This is a genomic window from Cyanobium sp. Alchichica 3B3-8F6 (assembly GCF_024346435.1).
In the GTDB taxonomy this organism is placed as follows: domain Bacteria; phylum Cyanobacteriota; class Cyanobacteriia; order PCC-6307; family Cyanobiaceae; genus Cyanobium_A.
Genome location: NZ_JAGQCZ010000001.1, coordinates 196,612 through 211,146, shown reverse-complemented (window position 1 = coordinate 211,146; position 14,535 = coordinate 196,612). Strand labels below are relative to the sequence as shown.

Genomic DNA, 14,535 nt, shown 5'->3' with positions numbered 1-14,535 from the left:
CCATGGTGATCAGCACCACCTCCCAGCCGCCGCCGTCGCCAGCCCTGGTGCGGTTGCTGCGCCATCAGTTCGGCCTGAGTGAGAGCGCCCTGGCCCTGGGCCTGCGCCAGGCCCAGCAGGAGCAGGCACCCCTGCCGGTGGTGCTCTGGCGCTTTGGCCTGATCAGCCTCGAGCAGTTCGATGCCCTGCTGGCCTGGCAGGACAGCAACCCCTAGGGCCCGCCCGGCTCAGTTTTCCAGTTCAGCTCAGTTCAGCTGTAGATGATCAGCGACTCCACCGGCTGATCGTCAGGCAGCTTGCGCCGTCCCTCCAGGGCCGCCAACTCGGCCACAAAGCCGAAACCACACAGCTGCCCGCCGGCGGCCGCCACCAGCTCGGCGCAAGCCGCCGCGGTGCCGCCGGTGGCCAGAAGATCGTCGATGATCAGCACCTTGGAGCCATCGGCGAGGGCATCGCTGTGGATCTCCAGGCGGTCGCTGCCGTATTCCAGGGCGTAGTCGACCCCGGTCACGGTGCCCGGCAGCTTGCCGGGCTTGCGCACCGGCACAAAGCCCAGCCGCACGGCCGTGGCCAGAGCGGTGCCCACGATGAAGCCGCGCGATTCGATGCCCACGATCAAGTCGGGCTGCAGCCGCTCACACACGGAGGTGAGCTGGCGGATCACCTCCTGCCAGCCGTCGGGGTCGCGCATCAGGGGTGTCAGGTCGCGAAACAGGATGCCGGGCTTGGGGAAATCAGGCACATCCCGCACGAATTCCCGCAGGTCTGGAGCCATGGACGTGACGGGTGGGTGCACTTGCTGGCATCATCGCAGCCATGCCCCAGGACCCAACCGCGCCGGAATCCAGCGCCCGGCTTCCCCGCCGGGGCCTGGAACGCCTCGACCTGCTCTTGCTCAGCGTGGAGGCCCTCGACCTCAACGGCGGTGAGGCGATGGTGTGGATGAGTGAGCAGATGGGTTTCACCAGCCTCTTCCCCAACCGGGTGGAGCTGTGGAAGCGTCGCTGCACCAACCCCCTGCGCCGCACCACCCGCCGCGGTGCGCTGGAGCCAGCGGAAACCGATGCCCTGATCCGCATCCTCTGCGCCCTGGCCGATCGCCTCTACCCGTTGCTGCGCGGCCTGCTCTCCACGGCCGAGCCGCCCGAGGTGCTGAGCCAGCGCTGGGCCCTGTTTCGCGGCCGCCTGGCCGAATTGATTCGCGAGCGGATGAACCCCCGCCGCAGCGGCGTGCAACTGTTGCTGGATCCAGAGGGCGGCGCCCGCCAGGCGCGGCTGCTGGTGCAGGCCCTCTCGCTGGGTTCCGGTGTGGGCGGCTTTGAGCGCCTGCGGGCCAGCCTCCTCGATGCCCAGTCATGAAGCAGGTCAACCCATGAAGCAGATCCTGCAGTTCGACCAACTCAGCTGCCGTCTCAAGGTGGAGGGCCTGCCGGATGTGTCGGTGGGCCAGAGCGGTGCTGCTCTCGGCATCATCACGGGCTGGTCCTTGCAGTGGGCGGGACGCCCCGAGCTGGAAGGCCGCAAAGAGCACCTGTTGGCGCTGATGCAGGTGGTGCTGCCCTATGCCCGCTACCTGATCAGCGGCGTGCCGCGGCGCTTCGGTGCCGAGCCCCAGCCTGTGGAGATTGGCCCTGCCTCCGAGGGGGGCCACAGCCTGCTGTTGCGCAGCAGCCAGCCCGACACACCGCCCCTGCAGCTCGCCCTCGATGACGCTGAGCTGGCTGATCTGGTGCGGGTGCTCGATCAGCTGCGGCTCGACGCGCGCCTGCAGCTGCCCCTGGAGTTGCCCGCTCCGGTGCCCCTGCGGGCCCGCGAACTGCTGGAGCGGCGCCCCCTTGCCCAGCGCCTGGCGGCGCCGCTGGGCGGTGTGTTGGCCCTGGCCCTGGCCTCGGGCCTGGGTTTGCTGATCCCCGAGCCCAAGCCCGCCGCCGCCCCTGGCCGGCCGGAGTCCAGTCAGCCGGCCCGGGGTGCGACTCCTTCCCCTTGACGTTGCCGGTCGGCTGGCCACACTGAGGGACAAAGAGTCCATGGCGGCGATGACCTGGTCGGAACTGCGGATCCGGGTGGCGCGGCTTGGAGCGGCCCTGGATGTGGTGGTGCGCAGCGATCCGGAGGTCTGTGGACTCAGCGGCGTTGATTTTCGCCTGTCTCTGCACCACGGCGGTCAGGGGGATTGCACCGTGGTTGATCTCTCGTTGATCGATTGCCCCAACGAGCTGGTGTTGATGGAATTTGAGCGCTGGATGCGCGGTGCCGGCTACGCCCTCGAGGTATGACGTCTCCCCGCCGCCGTGCCCTGCAGCTTCCGGCCACCGGCACTTCGACGCGGCGGGTGTTTCGCCGCCGCCGGCGGCCAGTCCGCTGGCGACAGGTCGGCATTGCCCTGCTGTTGGGGGCAGCCGGGGTGGGCTTGCTGATCGCCCTGTTGCAGTTGCCCGAGCGCTTCGACACGTTCCTGGTGCTCAGCACCGCCTTGGCCAACCTGATCGGAGGGGTGCAGCAGGCGCTCTGGGGTTTGCTGCAGTTGCTGGCCGTGGTGCTGCTGGTGCTGGTCGCCATCGCGGCCCTCGGCCTGGTGGCGGCTGGACTGATCCGTTTGGTGCGGGCCTTCTTGCCCCAGCCCTCGCCCCGCCGTTGATCCGGGGCCTAGTCCTCGAGGCGCGCACCTAGCAGTTCATCGCCCCCAACCATTGATGTCAGCTGTGCAGCCGCTGGAACCACAGCCCCGCCAGTTGGTAAGAGCTCCATAGGAAGGCCAGCAGAAACAGCCAGTTCAACCAGGCTGGACGCTGGGGAGACTCGGGGGCCATGGGCGACAGACGGTGGGGCAATGGTGTTCCAGATTCGCACCGCTGGGATCCCATAAAAAAGCAGGGATTCCTCCCTGCCTGATCACCACTCCCTTCATGGCGCTCGATGGCACCGTAGGGAGGGGCTCCGTTGTGGCCAGCGAATCCACCCCTTTTTCACTGGATCACGCACTGTGAAGGCCTGGGCGGGGCAGGCTTGATCCCCCGTAACCTTTGGCCTGCTGACTGATGCGATCGGGGCCTGGCCATGGGGAACCCAATCAGTCGAGAGCTCTTTCTGGAACGGGCGCGATCCCGGTTTGGCGATCAATACGACTACTCGGCCATCGTTTACAAGAGCTACAAGACGCCGATCAAGATCCGCTGCACCAGTCATCCGGTGAAGGAGATCTCCATCACCCCTGAGAAGCATCTCCAAACCACAGGTGGTTGCAAATACTGCCTGCATGAGAAACGCATTCTCAACCTGGAGCGCGAATTGAACCGAGCCAGCGCCGATCGCTCAGCTGAGTTGCCAGGGCTCACGGTCACTCAAAGGATCCAGGCCATCTCCTCCGCCCCAGGAGCTGGCTGTTGAGGCATTGCTGCTCAGAAGCTCGATGGTTTCAGCGCGTTTTCCAGCAAAAAAGCAGCAAGGTTGCTGATTGAGCGACCCTCCCAGCCACTTTTTTGCACCAACTGCTCGTAGGTGGCGTGGGGCAAGGTCACCGATAGCCGTTTGGGTGCTCTGAAGTGTGCATCGATGGCGCTGTGATTCATCTCAGTGGTGCTGGAGTGCATGACCATTCGTGACGATGCTCGCCCCAGCTTGGCTGAATAGATGCCAACAAAGTTGATGCAGATTGAGGCGTTTGCGCATCAAATGCTGGATACGCATAAACGAGGCTGGAGCAAAGCCCTCAATCGCGGTTGCCGATGTTCATGCCCGCGCTCTAATCGACAGAGTCCCTGCCTGCCGCTTCCCTATCCCTCGCTTCCCGAATCGGTTGTCCTGGAATCCGCAGGGTGCGTCGGTGGGGCAGATTGCCAAATTGCTGCCGTGCCAAAGCCAACAGGGCGTCATCACTGAGGTTGGTGTCGTTGATCGTGATCGCAGTCACCCGCTCCAGCAAGTGGGGTTGGTGCTGGCGCAGATGGTTCTGCAGCACCTCCGCCATGTTGCTCTGGCCCTTGCCATGGCCGACCAGCAACACCACCTCCGCCTGCGCGATGGCCTGCTCGATTCGTTTGAGATAGTCGTGGTCGAGGGGCGCCCGTTGGCCGGCGATGTCCCGGTCGTGGCGATGGCTGAGCCGTTGGCCCGTGGCCCAGAGCCCATGGGGGTGCAGGACGGCGTGCTCCACATCCGCGCCAACCAGATGAAAGACATCGCTTTGGTGATGGTCCATTCGCACCACCAGCCGGTGGCTCTGGTCGCCCCGCTGGATGTCTTGGCTCGGTTCGGGATGGTCGGGGCTGATTCCCTGCTGCTCCAAAACGTGGCGCAACCGCATCAACGCCTCGGCATTCAGGGTGTTGCTGCCCGTACCTGAGCCGCAGTGCAGCCAGGTTTCGTCGCCGTGGGGCCAACGCAGTTTCAAGCGATGTTGATCGAGTTGGCTGACCTCTGCTCCCAGCGCTCGGCAGAGTTCGATCACCCGAGACTGGTGCAGGCCCCGCTGGATCGGATGGGCAAACAGCGCATGAAGGGTTTCCTGGTGTTGCCGCTGCATGCCTGAAATCTCGCTCTGTGGTCAACCTATGCAGGTCGGCTGGCTGGGTTGGCTCCTACAGCAGATGGCCCATTGTTTTGCCGCAGGTCATCGGCCAGCACGCAACTGCGGGGCCGGATCGATCGGTACGTTTGATCTCTTGTGCGCTTTGAGAGCACGATTTGCCACAGCTGCCCTCGCCGCGAGCGGAACAGGCCTGCACAGGAGAGCAAGTAGTAACGCCAGAGCCGCTGAAATTCAGAGCTCAGGTGATGTGACAGATCGGGCCAGGCGCGCTCAAAGTTGGCATGCCAGGCCATCAGGGTTTTGTCGTAGTCCGCGCCGAAGTTCTCCCAGTCCTCCAGAACAAACCAGGGCTCCCAGCCCCGGCACAACTGCATGGCGGAGGGCAGGCGTCCGTTCGGAAAGATATAGACGTCGATCCACGGATCGAACCAATCGCAGGTTGTGGCGCTGCCGATTGTCTGCAGCAGGCAGAGCCCGTCGTCCTGGAGTATGCCGTCAAGGGTGGCGAACAGGGTGCGGTCGTTGCGGCGCCCGACGTGCTCGAACATCCCCACCGACACCACCCGATCGAACGGGCCCGCGTTTTGGATCAGCGGTGAGCGGTAGTCGGCCAGATGCACCTCCACCGGCAGTCCCATGGCCTGGGTGCGGCAAGCCTCGGCCTGCTGCTCTGACACGGTGACGCCCAGCACCGATACCCCGTAGTGCTGGGCGGCGAACACCGCCAGGCCTCCCCAGCCGCAGCCCAGATCAAGCAGCCGCTGGCCGGCTGACAGTTCCAGTTTTTCGCAGATCAGCCGCAGCTTGTGCTCCTGGGCCTCCTCCAGGGCCCCCTCTGCCAGGAAAGTTGACGCCTCTCCAACCCGACCACTTTTTTCACCAGGGGGCTTGATGGAGCAGGGCAATGCGTCGTTACAGCGAGGCCTTTAAGGCTGATGTGAGGAGGCGTATGACTCCGCCGAACCGCCAGAGCGTTTCCCAGATTTCAGCAGAGCTGGGCATTCACGTGGCCAGCCTCTACAACTGGAGAAAGGCCTGGCGGTTGCAAGGAGAGGTGGTGCCGGCATCCGAAAAGGAACCAGAGGGATGGGATTCCACCGACAAGTTCACGGTGGTGCTGGAAACCGCTGGGTTGAATGCCACCGAGCTGAGCGCTTATTGCCGTGAGCGGGGCCTCTATCCGGAACAGGTGGACCGCTGGCGTCAAGCATCCCAGGATGCCAACGAAAAGCCAGTGCTCACCTTGACAGAGCAGAAGGATCTAGACCGACGCCATCAGCAGGACCAGCGTGAAATCAAACAGCTCAAACAAGAGCTGCGCCGTAAGGAGAAGGCCCTGGCAGAAGCAGCGGCACTGCTGTTGGCAGCAAAAAAGATCCAGGCCTTCTGGGGAGAGGACGCGGACGACTGACCTCGCCCGACGCCCGCCAGAAGGCTTTGCAGATCATGGATGAGGGGATTGCCGCTGGTGCTCGTGCCAGACAACTGGCCCTGCTGTTGGGTATTGGCCTCACCACGCTGCAGCGCTGGCGCCGCCAGTTTGCCGGTGAAGGCGGCGGTGTGGACTGCCGCAAAGGCAGTTACCGCAATGTGTCACACCGCCTCAGCGAAGAAGAGCGCCAGCGCATTCTGCTCACCTGCAACGAGCCGGAATTCGCTGCGCTGCCCCCCGGGCAGATCGTGCCGATCCTTGCGGACCGGGGCCTGTTCATTGGCTCAGAGCGCAGCTTCTACCGGGTGTTGCACGCCCATGGCCAGGCGAATCGCCGCGGTCGCGCCCGACCACCACAGGAGCCGAGGCCAGTGCCACGGCTGCGGGCCGCAGGCCCGAATCAGGTGTGGAGCTGGGAGATCACCTACCTGCCAACAACAGTGCGTGGCGTGTGGCTCTATCTCTATCTGGTGATCGACGTGTGGAGCCGCAAGGTGGTGGCCTGGGATGTCGCTGAGCGAGAAGACCCAGCAATTGCAGCCGATCTGGTGAGCAGAGCCTGCCTGCGCGAGCGGATCAGCAAGGGGCGCCAGATACCCTTGACCCTCCACGCCGATAACGGCAACGCCATGCGTGCCGCCACGCTGGAATCACGGCTGGAGGAGCTGGGCGTGCTGCGGTCGTTCTCAAGGCCGAGGGTGTCAAACGACAACCCCTACTCAGAATCGCTGTTCCGAACCGCAAAGTACCGGCCTGATTACCCGAGGCGGCCATTCGCCAGCGTGCAGGAGGCATGCCAGTGGGTGGCGGCGTTCGTGGACTGGTACAACCACCGACACCGGCACAGCGGCATCAAGTTCGTCACGCCCCATCAGCGCCACAACGGTGAGGCTGTGGAGATCTGCCGCCACCGTGCTGTCGTCTACGAACAAGCACGCCAACGGCATCCCCGCCGGTGGTCACGATCGACGCGTTGCTGGCGTCAGCCGGAAGAGGTCTGGATCAACCCACCGCCACCAGAAATCGAGCCAGATCCAGCTACGTTGATGTTGGGTGCCTGAATGGCAGCAGAGGCGTCATCTTTTCTGGCAGCTACCGGGGTCTGGGCTTGTTGCCAGTAGCCGCGGCTGTAGATGCGCCGGGCATCGAGCATCGCTGCATACACCCGTGGATCCACGTCGTAATGCCGGCGTCCCACCTGATGGGCTCTTTGGGGTGATTGCCGATTGAGGAGCTGATCCTTGCAAGCCTGCAGCTTGCGACGGATCGGCGCCGTGGCATCCAGCCCGTGCACGGCACGTTCGCCGCCGTTCTGGTGCAACAGCCTGGTGAAGAGACCATCGAGCTGGTCGCAGTTCCAGCGCCCCTGCACGTAACCCTCCCCCAGGGCCAAACTGCCCCTGCGAATCAGATCGCTGTAGAGGCCTGGATCGTGCACCTGCGGATCCCAGGGCTGCGGGCCGTTGAGCTCGATCCCGGCAGCTTCGAAATGGCGAACGATTTTGGCGTGGGCCATCGAGGTGCAAGCAAGGGAGGGATTGCGGCTGGCCCATCACTCGACCGGGATTTGCACCACGCTGGTTTGTGTTTCGCTGGATTTAGGGATCTCCACCTCTAACAGTCCGTCGTGAAAGTGGGCCTTGAGCTGCTGGGCATCCACGTTGTTGGGCAGGGTGAAGCTGCGGATGAAATTGCCGTAGCAGCGCTCGACCCTGTGGAAGCGCAATCCGTGTTCCTCCTGTTCCTGGTGCCGTTCCCCTTGAAGGGTGAGCACGCCGTTGTCCAGCGTTACTTTGACGTCCTCTTTGCACACGCCTGATACTTCAGCCTTGATCTGAAAAGCTGTATCCGTTTCACTGATATCCACCCGAGGATTCCATTCGCCATTGGCCAGGTGTTCTGATGCACGGTTGAGCTCGGATGAGCGCAAAACAGGTGTGCTGAGCGTTCGGCTGTAGCGCTCAACAATGTCTTCGATATCCCGCAGTGGATCCCACTTGATCAGGGCCATTGGACGATAGATGCAACACGACTCAAGCAAGGTATGGCTGGTTCAGGACTGCCGTTTGCCGCAGCTGCAGGTGTGCAGCTCATCAGCGTTGTCTCTCATCGTTGCATTTCATCAGTGGGTTGGATGCCCGGGGCAGGGCTGTTTCAGGATTCCCCCAACGGATTTGTTCTGGGTCACTGTCGCTGCAGTCATGCCCCAACTGTGCAGCCTGCCGCTGCTCGCAGCACGGAGGAATGGTCTGCTGATGGCGATGCCGTGATGTCACGTTCAGCGATGCAATCCTTTCCCGTCACGACCCAGTGCTATGCCAATCGGCTGGCTGTTCTGCAGGTTCTGCTGCTGGAAACCCTGGCCCATCGCCAGGACCCAGAATGCACCTCCGAGCTGGCTGACTGCTTCGACCATGAGGCACGCCGCCTGCAGGCCTCGATCTGGGCGATGCACGCCGAGGTGGAACAGAGCTGAATCAAAAATGAATCAAAACTGAATCAACGGAGAGGGTGGGATTCGAACCCACGGTGCCTTTCGGCACGCCGGTTTTCAAGACCGGAGCCATCAACCACTCGACCACCTCTCCAGGTGCAAGGTGCGGCTGCTGCCGCACCTCTTTCTATTTTCCCATGGTGGGAGGTCTGGACTCGCTCAGTTGTTGCTGGGCTTGGCCAGGGGCAGCAGGCACTTGTCGGAGTCGCAGCCGGCCGGACCAGCTTCCACCAATTCGCCGCGGTCGTAGCGCTGCAGGGCTTCGAAGAAGCAATCGGTGCGCCGCCGCGCTGCTACCTCGGCATTGAGGCGCAGGTAGGTGGCGTGGTCGATCGGTTCAAACGGCAGCCGCGGGAAGGTGGCGTTGGCATCAAACCGGGCTAGCAGCGCTGCGGAGATGTAGCCCTCGCCGTTGTCGATCGCTTGGTGGATGGCCTCGGCCAGAGGCTCGATCTCATTTTCGCGGAACTCCACCGTGGCACTGGTGTTGTGGGCTGTGTAGTGCTTCTGCACCTGCATGTAGAAATCGAACTGGGCCAGGGCGGAGAAGTTGTTGATCTCCACCGCATCAGCGCCGGGGATGTTGGCCCAGCTCACTTCCGTTGGGATCTCCACCAGCCACTCGGTGCAGCGGGGATCGAACGGATCGTCCAGCAGGCGGCCCTGCTCGTCTTTGTCGCTCTGGCTCGGCACGATCGTGTAGCCGTAGTCCATGCAGGCCAGCGCCACCGGATCGTTCTTGCGGAAGGTGATGCGGCGGATGAAACGCTGGGCCTTGGGGGGGTGCCAGCCGGGGGAGGCGCCGGTGAGCAGGCTCTTGGTGCCGGCCGGCTGCACGGTGGTGCAGCGGTTGGGGCGCCGTAGGCCGTGGCGATCGCAGTAATCCCACACGGCCTCGTTGACGATCTCCTTCCAGCGGCTGAGGAATTCGGCCTCCTTGGCCTTGAAGGCCAGGCCCGCTTCCGTGTTGGGGCGGCCCGCTTCCCACCACTGCAGCCAGGGGGTGCCGAAGGCGTGCACGAAGAAGTCGAACAGACCGGTGAAGCTCACGCCCACGATCGGGTCCCAGGCGCGGCTCTGGCGGTAGCGCTCCACCTCGAAGCGGTGGTTGAGCAGGCAGGCCACGGCCAGGCCGCCGGCGCGGAAGGCCTCCTCCTGGGCGACCAGGTCGGCTGGATCGATCTGGTTGAGGTGAATCTCCGCCAGGTTGCAGTGGAAGTCGGCGCCGAGGATTTCGCCGCAGGGGTTGAGGCCGTAGCGCCCCAGGCGGTGCTCCAGCTCAGCGGCGCTGATGTCGGGGTGGTGGGTTGTGAGCCAGCGGCCGGCTTGCTCGCGGCCCTGGTCGCAGTAGATGCCGATGAACTCCGTGCGCAGTTCGGGGGTGGTCAGCAGGTCGGCGTTGGAGCGGGCAATGGCCTCAGGCGCGAACTGGATTGCGCCCTCCCCGCTCTGGAACTGCTTGATCACGGCCTCCAGCACCGTCTCCCGTGAGGGGCGGCTGTGGAAGACACGGGTGTGGTTGGCCATGCGCAGGGCGTCGCGTTCTGGATCGATGCTCCAGTTGCCCTCGCTGTCCTGCTGCCAGAGGTTCTCCTTGGCGCCGGCGGCGGAGTTGTCTTCAGCACTGAATTGGCGCATGCCGGCGCTGCGACGGATGTTGCCGGCCACGATCGTGACGGCGGCCTCATCGATCAGCAGGCAGCACTCCACCGAGGTGAGCTGGCGGCCCTGGGCCTTGTTGAGGATCTGGGCCACCCGGCCGTAGAGATCCTTCAGCTTCACCGGGTTGGCCATGCCGCCGAAGCCCTTGAGGGTTTCGCCGACCGGGCGCACATCAGAGAGATCAACGGCGATCTCAATCGGACTGTTGGCGTCGAAGCGCGCGTCGCTGCAGAGGTTGAGCAGCAGCTGGTAGCTGTCCACCCAGCCGCGACGGGTGTCGCCCACCTTGATCGCCACCCGGTTGCCCTCGATGGTGTGGCTGGTGTGGTCCTGGCGCTGATCCGCTGGGGTGGCACCGATGTCGGTGACGCCGGTGACGCTGAGGCGATTGCGGACCGCCGGCAGACGGTTGATCAGATGGGGCTCAATGATGGCGCCGGTGCCGCAGCCCATCATCGCCAGGTCCATCATTAACCCGAAGGCTTCCCAGTCCACCAGGTTGGTGGAGGTGCAGTTGTAGGAGCCGGAGAAGTTTTCGCTGCGCTCGATCCATTCAGTGCCACCGATCCACAGCCAGCGGCCGGAGGGCAGGGCCTTCTGCTGCTGCTGCATGCGGCGCAGCAGGTCCACTTCCGCATCGTTCAGATCACCCAGGCGGCGCAGTCCGCCGAGGTTGCGCTCGGCCACCTGATGCCAGCTCTCCCGGCCAGTTTCGGTTTTGCGGCTGTAGGTGCGATAGAAGACCGGATTGGCTGCAGGAGCGGTGGCCGGAAAGTCTTGGGCTGCGCCCGCCGGTCTGCCGCTGGGGGCGGCAAAGGCCTTCTCAGCACTGGCGGCTGTGGGGGGCGTAGCGGAGAGGGTCACAGGTGGTATGGCCTGATGGTGAGCCGAACCATAACGCCACCAGTGGGGTGTGCAAGACAGCGTTGACACCAGCAACAGTGCGCGGCCCCGCCGGCGCCCCCAGACTGGCAAGGCAGGTGTGGTGTGCCGATGCAGCGAATCCCCGAGCCGGAATTGATGGATGGGGCCGACCAGGTGCAGGCCTATGGCGCCGCCGATTTCGACGCCTCCGACCAGGCGATGCTGGATCGCCTATCGGCGCTCTGCGGCGGTGATCCCGGCGGGCGGCTGGTGGATCTGGGCTGCGGCCCCGGCAACATCAGCCTCCGCCTGGCTCGGCGCTGGCCGCTGGCGCGCGTGCTCGGACTCGATGGCGCGCCGCGGATGCTGGCCCTGGCCCAGGAGCGGCTTGCGGCTGAGCCTGGGCTGGCAGAACGGCTGCAGTTTCAGCAGGCACTGCTGCCCCTGGCCGAGCCGGGCTCCCTGGCCGCTGCCTTCTCGGCGGTGGTGAGCAACAGCCTGTTGCACCATCTGCATGATCCGGGGGGGCTTTGGCGGGCCGTGGCCCAGCTGGCAGCACCAGGGGCCTTTGTGGTTGTGCAGGATCTGCGCCGCCCTGCCAGCCCCGCGGCGGTGGAGGCCCTGGTGGCCGAGCAGATGGGGGGTGCCCCGGAGGTGTTGCGCCACGACTACCGGGCCTCCCTGCATGCCGCCTTCACGCCTGAGGAGGTGGTGGGGCAGCTTGAGCAGGCGGGATTGGCGGGACAGCTGCAGGTGGCGCCGCGGCAGCAGCGCTACCTGGAGGTGTGGGGGCGCATCGCGTGAATGGCCTGGCAGGCTGACCCCATGACGAGCTCTCCCGAACTGGCGGCCTTGGCCGAGGCCGTGGCCCGGCGCCGCAATTTCGCAATCATTTCCCACCCGGACGCGGGCAAGACCACCCTCACCGAAAAGCTGCTGCTTTACGGCGGTGCCATCCAGCAAGCCGGTGCCGTGAAGGCCAAGGGGGAGCAGCGGAAGGTGACCTCCGACTGGATGGAGCTGGAGAAACAGCGCGGCATCTCGATCACCTCCACCGTGCTGCAGTTCGACTACTCGGGCAGCACGGTCAACCTGCTCGACACCCCAGGCCACCAGGACTTCTCCGAAGACACCTATCGCACCCTTGCGGCCGCCGACAACGCGGTGATGCTCGAGGACGCGGCCAAGGGGCTCGAGCCCCAGACCCGCAAATTGTTTGAGGTGTGCCGGATGCGGAGCATCCCGATCTTCACCTTCATCAACAAGATGGACCGGCCGGGCCGGGAGCCGCTCGAACTGATCGATGAGATCGAGCAGCAGCTGGGCCTGGCCTGCTTGCCGGTGAACTGGCCGATCGGCAGCGGCGATCGCTTCCGCGGTGTGATCGACCGGCGCAGCCATGACGTGATCCTGTTTGAGCGGGCCGAGCGGGGACGCCAGAGCGAGGAAAAGGTGCTGTCGGTGGAGGAGGCCCGCGACTCAGGTGCCGTGGAGCCGGAACTGCTGGCTCAGGCTCTGGAGGAACTGGAGTTGCTGGAGGGGGCTGGGGCCGACCTCGACCTGGAGCTGGTGCATGCCGGTGAGCTCAGCCCCGTGTTTTTCGGCTCGGCCATGACCAACTTCGGCGTGCGGCCGTTTCTCGATGCCTTCCTGGAGCTGGCCCAAAAACCCATCGCCCGGGCCAGCAGCGCCGGGTCGATCGAGCCGGTGGCGGCGGGTTTCAGCGGTTTTGTGTTCAAGCTGCAGGCCAACATGGATCCCCGCCACCGCGACCGGGTGGCGTTTGTGCGGGTGTGCTCCGGCAAGTTTGAAAAGGACATGACGGTGCAGCACGCCCGCACCGGCAAGGCGATTCGCCTCTCGCGCCCCCAGAAGCTGTTCGGCCAGGACCGCGAGGTGGTGGAGGACGCCTACCCCGGCGATGTGATCGGTCTGAACAACCCCGGCATGTTCGCCATCGGCGACACCCTCTATCTGGGCCCCAAGGTGGAATACGAGGGCATTCCCTGCTTCAGCCCAGAGATCTTCGCCTGGCTGCGCAACCCCAACCCCTCGGCCTTCAAGAGCTTCCGCAAGGGGGTGAACGAGCTGCGGGAGGAGGGCGCGGTGCAGATCCTGTACGACACCGACGAGAGCAAGCGCGATCCGATCCTGGCGGCGGTGGGCCAGCTGCAGCTCGAGGTGGTCCAGTACCGCCTCGAGCATGAATACGGCGTGCAGACGCGCCTGGAGCCCCTGGGCTTCGCGGTGGCCCGCTGGGTGGTGGGTGGCTGGAGCGAGCTTGAAAAGGTGGGGCGGATTTTCAACTGCAAAACCGTGCGCGACGCCTGGAGGCGGCCGGTGCTGCTGTTCAAGAACGACTGGAACCTCAACCAGCTCTTGGAGGAGCATCCGGAGCTGGAGTTGAGCGCCGTGGCGCCGGTGGTGAGTGGGGTTGAGCCGATCGGGCTCTAGGGGCAGGTGGGTCCACGGCCAGCCAGGGAGCGCGCCAGACTGATGCGTAACAAACCATCACAGCGATGCCCAAGCCACTCTGGCTGGTGCGTCCCCGCCCGGACGGGGGCTGCGATTACGTGAGTTTCCTGCCCGCCCAGGGACCTATCGGTGCGACCACGGTGGAGATGCGGGAGGGGAGCCACCTTCCCCCCCAATTGCCCCTGCTCAAGCACCGCAAGCGCCTCGGTGCAGAAGAGGCGGAACATTGCCGCCGCCATTTGCAGCTCGAAGCCGGTTTCCGCTGCAGTGAGCCCCTTTTTTAGCCAAGTCTCGATACGCTCTAGCCCAGGCAACGTCCTGCAATCTCCCTGGTGCCGCGACGCGGCTCGTCATGACTCAACGCTCCGATCAGCCCTCTCCGGCGGCCGACCCCTCGGGCCCCTATGAGCGGTTGGGTGTTCCGTCTGATGCCAGTTTCGATGCGGTGCAGGCTGCCAAACTGGCCCGCCTTGAGGAGGTAGGCGATGACACGATGGCCCGCTCCCGCATTGAGGCGGCCTACGACGCTGTGTTGATGGAGCGGCTCAAGGAGCGTCAACAGGGCCGTGTCAGCAGTGCCGCCAAATCCGCCTCCCAGCGCGAACAATTGGCCCCGCCACCGCCGAAGTTGGCGGTGGCGGCGCTGCCCCAGCTGCCCCTGCCTCGGATGGCAGCGCCCCAGCTCAAGTTGCCGGGCCTCGCCTTGGCCAGTGGCCGGGAGCGGTGGTTCCCGCTGGCGACCGCCGGGGTGTTGCTGCTCCTGCTGCTGTTGGCTCCGGGTTTCCCCCCGGATCTGGTGCTAGCCCTGGCCACTGCCATGGCGGTGATCAACCTGCAGTGGCGGAATCGCCGCTTTCTGGCAGCTGTGGGCTGGGGCTTTGGCCTGCTCTGCCTTGGCCTGTTGGTTGGAGCGATTCTGGCCGGTGCCCTCTCCACCAGCCTGCCCCTGGGCCTGCCTCTGACGCCCCTGCAGGTCCAGAGCCTGCCGGCTCTGCTGCTGTTGCTGCTGGGGGCCCTGTTGATCGGTAACGAGCGCAGCTGAGCACCATGCACGGTCTGGGCCCAGTTGTTGATTCAGCG

The 14,535-nt window shown here is 64.8% G+C and carries 18 protein-coding genes, 1 tRNA gene and 1 pseudogene; 12 read left to right on the top strand and 8 right to left on the bottom strand.

Annotated elements, in window-relative coordinates; genetic code table 11:
* The first annotated feature begins 2 nt into the window (after positions 1–2).
* The gene (locus KBY65_RS01235; RefSeq protein ID WP_094559326.1) at positions 3–215 is read left to right on the top strand and encodes a DUF2949 domain-containing protein; all 213 of its coding nucleotides are present in this window, start codon (positions 3–5) and stop codon (positions 213–215) included.
* A 35-nt stretch (positions 216–250) separates the two neighbouring features.
* Here KBY65_RS01235 and KBY65_RS01230 read toward each other — a convergent pair whose 3' ends face one another.
* Positions 251–775 carry an adenine phosphoribosyltransferase gene (locus KBY65_RS01230; protein WP_254987024.1) on the bottom strand — a complete coding sequence of 175 codons (525 nt, stop codon included), beginning with the start codon at positions 773–775 and terminating at the stop codon, positions 251–253.
* A 41-nt stretch (positions 776–816) separates the two neighbouring features.
* Here KBY65_RS01230 and KBY65_RS01225 point away from each other — a divergent pair, with 41 nt between their 5' ends.
* The 5 genes from KBY65_RS01225 to KBY65_RS01205 all read left to right on the top strand — a co-directional run bounded on the left by KBY65_RS01225 (position 817) and on the right by KBY65_RS01205 (position 3,387).
* Complete coding sequence (locus tag KBY65_RS01225; RefSeq protein ID WP_094559324.1) at positions 817–1,359, top strand: DUF3038 domain-containing protein; 543 nt, start codon at positions 817–819, stop codon at positions 1,357–1,359.
* Positions 1,360–1,372: 13 nt separating this feature from the next.
* A complete protein-coding gene (locus tag KBY65_RS01220) occupies positions 1,373–1,987 on the top strand; it encodes a DUF4335 domain-containing protein (RefSeq protein ID WP_094559323.1) in 615 nt (204 codons plus the stop codon).
* Between the two features lie 40 nt (positions 1,988–2,027).
* Positions 2,028–2,276 (top strand): hypothetical protein, encoded by a 249-nt coding sequence (locus KBY65_RS01215; protein ID WP_255000208.1) that lies wholly within the window; start codon positions 2,028–2,030, stop codon positions 2,274–2,276.
* Positions 2,273–2,638 carry a hypothetical protein gene (locus KBY65_RS01210; RefSeq protein WP_255000207.1) on the top strand — a complete coding sequence of 122 codons (366 nt, stop codon included), beginning with the start codon at positions 2,273–2,275 and terminating at the stop codon, positions 2,636–2,638. The genes KBY65_RS01215 and KBY65_RS01210 overlap by 4 nt, the downstream gene beginning before the upstream one ends.
* 419 nt (positions 2,639–3,057) lie before the next feature.
* A complete protein-coding gene (locus tag KBY65_RS01205; protein ID WP_255000206.1) occupies positions 3,058–3,387 on the top strand; it encodes a hypothetical protein in 330 nt (109 codons plus the stop codon).
* Between the two features lie 11 nt (positions 3,388–3,398).
* Here KBY65_RS01205 and KBY65_RS01200 read toward each other — a convergent pair whose 3' ends face one another.
* The 3 genes from KBY65_RS01200 to KBY65_RS01190 all read right to left on the bottom strand — a co-directional run bounded on the left by KBY65_RS01200 (position 3,399) and on the right by KBY65_RS01190 (position 5,433).
* On the bottom strand, positions 3,399–3,590 hold the full coding sequence (locus KBY65_RS01200) for a ribbon-helix-helix domain-containing protein (RefSeq protein WP_255000204.1): 192 nt from the start codon (positions 3,588–3,590) through the stop codon (positions 3,399–3,401).
* Between the two features lie 152 nt (positions 3,591–3,742).
* The gene (locus KBY65_RS01195; protein ID WP_255000203.1) at positions 3,743–4,522 is read right to left on the bottom strand and encodes a hypothetical protein; all 780 of its coding nucleotides are present in this window, start codon (positions 4,520–4,522) and stop codon (positions 3,743–3,745) included.
* A 26-nt stretch (positions 4,523–4,548) separates the two neighbouring features.
* On the bottom strand, positions 4,549–5,433 hold the full coding sequence (locus KBY65_RS01190; protein ID WP_255000202.1) for a class I SAM-dependent methyltransferase: 885 nt from the start codon (positions 5,431–5,433) through the stop codon (positions 4,549–4,551).
* Between KBY65_RS01190 and KBY65_RS01180 the strand changes: the two are divergent.
* Positions 5,433–7,021, top strand: a pseudogene (locus KBY65_RS01180) (IS3 family transposase). The gene KBY65_RS01190 and the pseudogene KBY65_RS01180 overlap by 1 nt on opposite strands.
* On the opposite strand, the gene KBY65_RS01175 reads toward KBY65_RS01180, so the two are convergent.
* Together KBY65_RS01175 and KBY65_RS01170 are read right to left on the bottom strand one after the other, a co-directional pair.
* The gene (locus tag KBY65_RS01175) at positions 6,943–7,476 is read right to left on the bottom strand and encodes a hypothetical protein (protein WP_255000199.1); all 534 of its coding nucleotides are present in this window, start codon (positions 7,474–7,476) and stop codon (positions 6,943–6,945) included. The pseudogene KBY65_RS01180 and the gene KBY65_RS01175 sit on opposite strands and share 79 nt — an antisense overlap.
* A gap of 36 nt (positions 7,477–7,512) precedes the next feature.
* Positions 7,513–7,971 (bottom strand): Hsp20/alpha crystallin family protein, encoded by a 459-nt coding sequence (locus KBY65_RS01170; protein WP_255000198.1) that lies wholly within the window; start codon positions 7,969–7,971, stop codon positions 7,513–7,515.
* A gap of 273 nt (positions 7,972–8,244) precedes the next feature.
* Between KBY65_RS01170 and KBY65_RS01165 the strand changes: the two genes are divergently transcribed.
* Complete coding sequence (locus KBY65_RS01165; RefSeq protein WP_255000197.1) at positions 8,245–8,436, top strand: hypothetical protein; 192 nt, start codon at positions 8,245–8,247, stop codon at positions 8,434–8,436.
* Between the two features lie 27 nt (positions 8,437–8,463).
* On the opposite strand, the gene KBY65_RS01160 is transcribed toward KBY65_RS01165, so the two are convergent.
* Positions 8,464–8,548: transfer RNA gene (locus KBY65_RS01160), tRNA-Ser, on the bottom strand.
* Positions 8,549–8,613: 65 nt separating this feature from the next.
* Entirely contained in the window at positions 8,614–10,980 is a 2,367-nt protein-coding gene (gene nrdJ / locus KBY65_RS01155; RefSeq protein WP_255000196.1) for a ribonucleoside-triphosphate reductase, adenosylcobalamin-dependent, read from the bottom strand.
* 129 nt (positions 10,981–11,109) lie between these two features.
* On the opposite strand from nrdJ, the gene KBY65_RS01150 reads away from it, so the two are divergent.
* From KBY65_RS01150 to KBY65_RS01135, 4 genes are all read left to right on the top strand, one after another.
* On the top strand, positions 11,110–11,784 hold the full coding sequence (locus KBY65_RS01150; RefSeq protein WP_255000194.1) for a class I SAM-dependent methyltransferase: 675 nt from the start codon (positions 11,110–11,112) through the stop codon (positions 11,782–11,784).
* Between the two features lie 21 nt (positions 11,785–11,805).
* Positions 11,806–13,434 carry a peptide chain release factor 3 gene (locus tag KBY65_RS01145; RefSeq protein ID WP_255000192.1) on the top strand — a complete coding sequence of 543 codons (1,629 nt, stop codon included), beginning with the start codon at positions 11,806–11,808 and terminating at the stop codon, positions 13,432–13,434.
* A 65-nt stretch (positions 13,435–13,499) separates the two neighbouring features.
* The gene (locus KBY65_RS01140; RefSeq protein ID WP_254987028.1) at positions 13,500–13,739 is read left to right on the top strand and encodes a hypothetical protein; all 240 of its coding nucleotides are present in this window, start codon (positions 13,500–13,502) and stop codon (positions 13,737–13,739) included.
* Positions 13,740–13,807: 68 nt separating this feature from the next.
* Complete coding sequence (locus KBY65_RS01135) at positions 13,808–14,497, top strand: CPP1-like family protein (protein WP_255000190.1); 690 nt, start codon at positions 13,808–13,810, stop codon at positions 14,495–14,497.
* Positions 14,498–14,535: the final 38 nt, after the last annotated feature.